Below are 4,047 nucleotides of genomic sequence, written 5' to 3'. Positions count from 1 at the left end.
CGCCCGCCGCCGGGTACGTCACGGGACAGGAGCTGCTGGTGGACGGCGGCTGGGGCATCTGAGGCGAGGGCCCGCACACCGTCGAAGGGTGTGCGGGCCCTCCACGCGCGGAGGTCAGACCGGGGCGGCCGGGGCGCTCTCCTCCAGCGTGACCTCCAGGACGATCTCGCAGTTGAGGGTCGCGGCGACCGAGCAGTACTTCTCGTGGCTGAGGTGCGCGGCCTTCTCCAGCGCCTCGAGGGTGACGCCCTCGCCGCCCGCGACGTGCCGCACGGTGATGCGGGTGTAGCGGCGCGGCGTCTCCTCGGCGCGTTCGCCGACCACCTCGATGCGGTAGGTGCTCAGGGGCGTGCGGCGCTTGCGCATGATGCCGACCACGTCGTAGGCGGTGCAGGACGCGAGCGCGCCGAGCAGCGCCTCCATGGGGCTCACGCCGACGCGGACGTCGCTGTTGTCGATCAGGATCTGCTGGCCCTTGCCATTGAAGCCGACGTAGCGCTGGTCACCGAGGTGATGGACGGTCATGTGCATCGTCATGAGCCGAGTGTAGCCCCGCTGTGCTCGTCCTCGGGCACGTCCGTCACGATCACCTCGTCGTCCTCGTCGTCCTCGATGGCGTTGAGGACCACCCGGAAGGTGGCGCCGCCACCGGGCGTGTCGAGCACGTCGATGTGTCCGCCGTGCGCCGTGACGACCTGCTGCGCGATGGTGAGGCCGAGGCCCGCGCTGCCCGCCTCCTTGCCGCGGTAGAACTTGTCGAAGATGCGGGGCTTCACCTCGTCCGGGACGCCGGGACCGTGATCCACGACGTCCACGACGATGTGGCCGGGCGTGGTGCTCGCGACGACGCTCACGAGGTCCTGCCGTCCGCACACGCGGATCGCGTTCGTCACGAGGTTCACGAACACCTGCGTGAGCCGCACGGGATCCCCGACGAGTTCGAGGTGCTCGGGCGCCTGCACGCGCACGCCGTAGTCGCGCCCGACCTGCTGGAGCAGCACGGAGAGCGCCACGAAGTGCGGCTCGATGTTCGCGACGAGCTCACCGCGCGAGAGCTGGAGCAGGTCGTTCACGAGGCGCGTCATGTTCTCCGCGACGCGGATGGGGTCGGAGAGCAGCGCGGGCCGTTCGATCTCGCGTTCCGCGCGGCGCAGGTAGCCCAGGAGCGCCGTGAGGGGCGTGCGGAGCTCGTGACTGGTCTCCGCGAGGAAGGTCTTCTGCAGCTTGAGGGCCTCCTCCAGCTGACGGGCGGTCTCCTCCAGCTTCTGACGGCGGTCCTCCGCGACGCGGTTGAGCCGCTCGACCTCCTCCAGGCGCGTCTGGAGCTTCATGTTGAGCTCGCGGATCTCGGCCTCGGCGCGCTCGCGCCGGGCGCGTTCGGCGGCCTCCTGCAGGGCGCGCACGACGGCGGGCACGAGCCGCTCGAGGCGCTGCTTGAGGACGTAGTCGGTGACGCCCTTGCGCAGCGTCTCCACCGCGACCTCCTCGCCCATGGCGCCCGTGACGATCACGAAGGGCATGTGCGCGAAGAACTTGCGGACGAACTCGAAGGCGCTGAGGCCGTCGTAGTTGGGGAGGCTGTAGTCCGACAGGACGATGTGCGGCGCGAACTCGCTGAGCGCCGTGCGGAACTCGTCCTCGGTGTCGACGCGGATGACGTCGCAGGGCCACGGGAGTTCGCCCTCCTCCAGCATCGCCTTGACGAGCTCGTGGTCGAGGATGTTGTCTTCGAGGTGCAGCACGCGCAGCGTGGCTGGAATGGCGTTCATGTCGTACAGGTCGGTCATGCGGCTCCCCTTCCGGAAGTGACGGTCTGCGCGGCGGGCAGCGAGAACGAGAAGGACGCGCCCTCTCCGAGTTCGCTCTCGGCCCAGACGCGGCCGCCGTGTCGGGTAATGATACGCCTGACGTTCGCGAGGCCGATACCGGTCCCCTCGAACTCCTCGGCGCGGTGCAGGCGCTGGAACACCCCGAAGAGCTTGTCCGCGAAGCGCGGGTCGAAGCCGACCCCGTTGTCCCGCACGGTGACGGCGTACTCGTCGCCCGTGAGGCGCGCGGAGACCTCGATGCGGGACTGCTCGCGGGTGCGCGAGTACTTCAGCGCGTTCGAGATCAGGTTGATGAACACGAGCTTGAGCAGGCTGGTGTCGCCCGTGACGGTGGGGAGGTCGCGGACGTCCCACTCGATGTCGCGGTCCTGCGTCTCGGGCGACAGTTCCTCGATGACCTCGCGGACGACGGCGTCGAGGTCCACCGGGCCGGAGCGGATCTCCTGGCGGCCCATGCGGGAGAAGTTGAGCAGGTCGTCGATGAGGGCGCTCATGCGGGTCGCGGCGTCGGTCATGATGCCGAGGTAGCGGCGGCCCTTGTCGGACATGCTGGTGTCGGCCTCCTTGCGCAGCAGGTCCCCGAAACCGACGATGTGCCGCAGGGGCGTCCGCAGGTCGTGGGAGACGCTGTAGGAGAAGGCCTCCAGTTCACGGTTGGCCTCCTGCAGTTCGCGGGTGCGGACCTCGACGTGCTCCTCCAGGGACTGGTTGAGCTCCTTGACCTCGCGCTCCGCCTCGCGGGCCTGCATGAACAGGCGCTGGTTGTCGATGGAGGTCGCGACGCGCGTGGCGACCTCGTGGGCGAGTTCGAGGTCGCGGTCGTCGACGGCTCGGCGGTAGCCGAGCACGAGGACCCCGACGGGCTGCTCGCCGCGGGCGGCGAGCGGGACGAGCGCGGCACCGCCGAGTCCGGCTCGGTGCAGGGCGTCCTGGTCGCGCAGCACGGTCGTCTCGCCGCTCTCCAGGACGGCGCGGACGGTGATCTCGCCGCGCAGGGCGTCGTCGAGGGCGTGGAGGTCCACGTGGGGCCGCGCCTCGCGGGCGGTCCAGAGGTCGCCGTCGTCGGCGAACCACAGGCAAGCGCTCTCGGTGAAGCGGTCCACGAGCAGCGCGAGCACGCCCGTGATGTCGCGCTGCTCACCGAGGGGCGTGGCGAGCAGGCGGCTGACCTCCGCGAGGAGCCGTGAGGTGGCCTCGGCGTACACCTGGTCCTCCACGTCGGTGAAGGTCCCGACCCACTCGATGACGTCGCCGCCCGCGCCGCGCACGGGCAGGCCGCGCAGGGCGAAGGTGCGGTACTCGCCGCCCTCGCCGAGCAGGCGGAAGTCTCCCTCGACGGGCGAGCCGGACGCGATGGCGCGCCGCCAGCGGTCCTGGAAGGCGGCGCGGTCGTCGGGGTGGACGAGCGCGAGGAGGTCGCCCTGCTCGGCGCGCTCCTCCCCGGCGTACTGCGCGAGTCGACGGTTGACGTAGGTGGTTCGGCCCCCGGCGTCACCGACCCACACGATCTGCGGCAGGCCTTCGAGGAGGCCGCGCGAGCGCGCCTCGGCCCCCTGGAGCTGCTGCTCGAACTCGTAGCGGTCGTGGATGTCGGTGCAGGTGCCGACCCACTCGATGACGTCGCCGTTGGCGTTCCGGATGGGCGTGGCGCGGCCCACGAACCAGTGGTAGACGCCGTCGTGACGGCGGAAGCGGTACTCGATGTCGTAGGGCTCGCCGTACCGCCACGACCGTTCCCACGCGCGGATGGTGCGGTCCACGTCGTCGGGATGCAGGGCGTTCGTGAAGCCGTAGTTCATGGAGTCCTCGTGCGAGAGGCCCGTGTAGTCGTACCAGCCGCTGTTGTAGTAGAGGTGGCGTCCCTCGGGGTCCGTGACCCACACGAGGTGCGGGATGGCGTCGAGGACGCCGCGGTAGCGCAGCTCGCTTTCACGCAGGGCGCGTTCGGCCTGGAGGCGTTCGGTCATGTCGCGCACGACCTCCAGCCGTCCGATGACGTCCCCGGCCTCGTTGCGCACCAGCGAGCGCTGGGCCTCCCCGACGAACTCGCTGCCGTCGGCGCGGCGGTAGGTGGCCGTGGCGGCGGCGTCCTCCTCGGCGGGACCTTCGAGACCGTCGGCGTGGAGGGTGGCGAGGCTGCGCCCGCGCAGCTCCTCGGGCCGCAGGCCGAAGGTGCGCGCGAGGGCGTCGTTCGCGAGGCGCACGCGACCCTCGGGGT

At 70.7% G+C, this 4,047-nt stretch carries 3 protein-coding genes; all 3 read right to left on the bottom strand.

Translation table 11 applies throughout. The annotated features are described in order from the left end of the window. Nucleotides 1–114: 114 nt before the first annotated feature. Nucleotides 115–537 (bottom strand): OsmC family protein, encoded by a 423-nt coding sequence (locus DEIPI_RS0102445; RefSeq protein ID WP_027480725.1) that lies wholly within the window; start codon nt 535–537, stop codon nt 115–117. After that, the gene (locus DEIPI_RS27940; protein ID WP_045233498.1) at nt 534–1,787 is read right to left on the bottom strand and encodes a hybrid sensor histidine kinase/response regulator; all 1,254 of its coding nucleotides are present in this window, start codon (nt 1,785–1,787) and stop codon (nt 534–536) included. Before DEIPI_RS27940 ends, DEIPI_RS0102445 begins: the two co-directional genes overlap by 4 nt. Beyond that, a partial coding sequence (locus tag DEIPI_RS27935; protein ID WP_084473893.1) for a PAS domain S-box protein occupies nt 1,784–4,047 on the bottom strand: 2,264 nt, incomplete at its 5' end. The genes DEIPI_RS27940 and DEIPI_RS27935, both read right to left, overlap by 4 nt.

Source organism: Deinococcus pimensis DSM 21231 (assembly GCF_000519345.1).
GTDB classification, from domain to species: Bacteria; Deinococcota; Deinococci; order Deinococcales; family Deinococcaceae; genus Deinococcus_A; species Deinococcus_A pimensis.
This window is presented reverse-complemented; position numbering and strand designations above follow the sequence as displayed.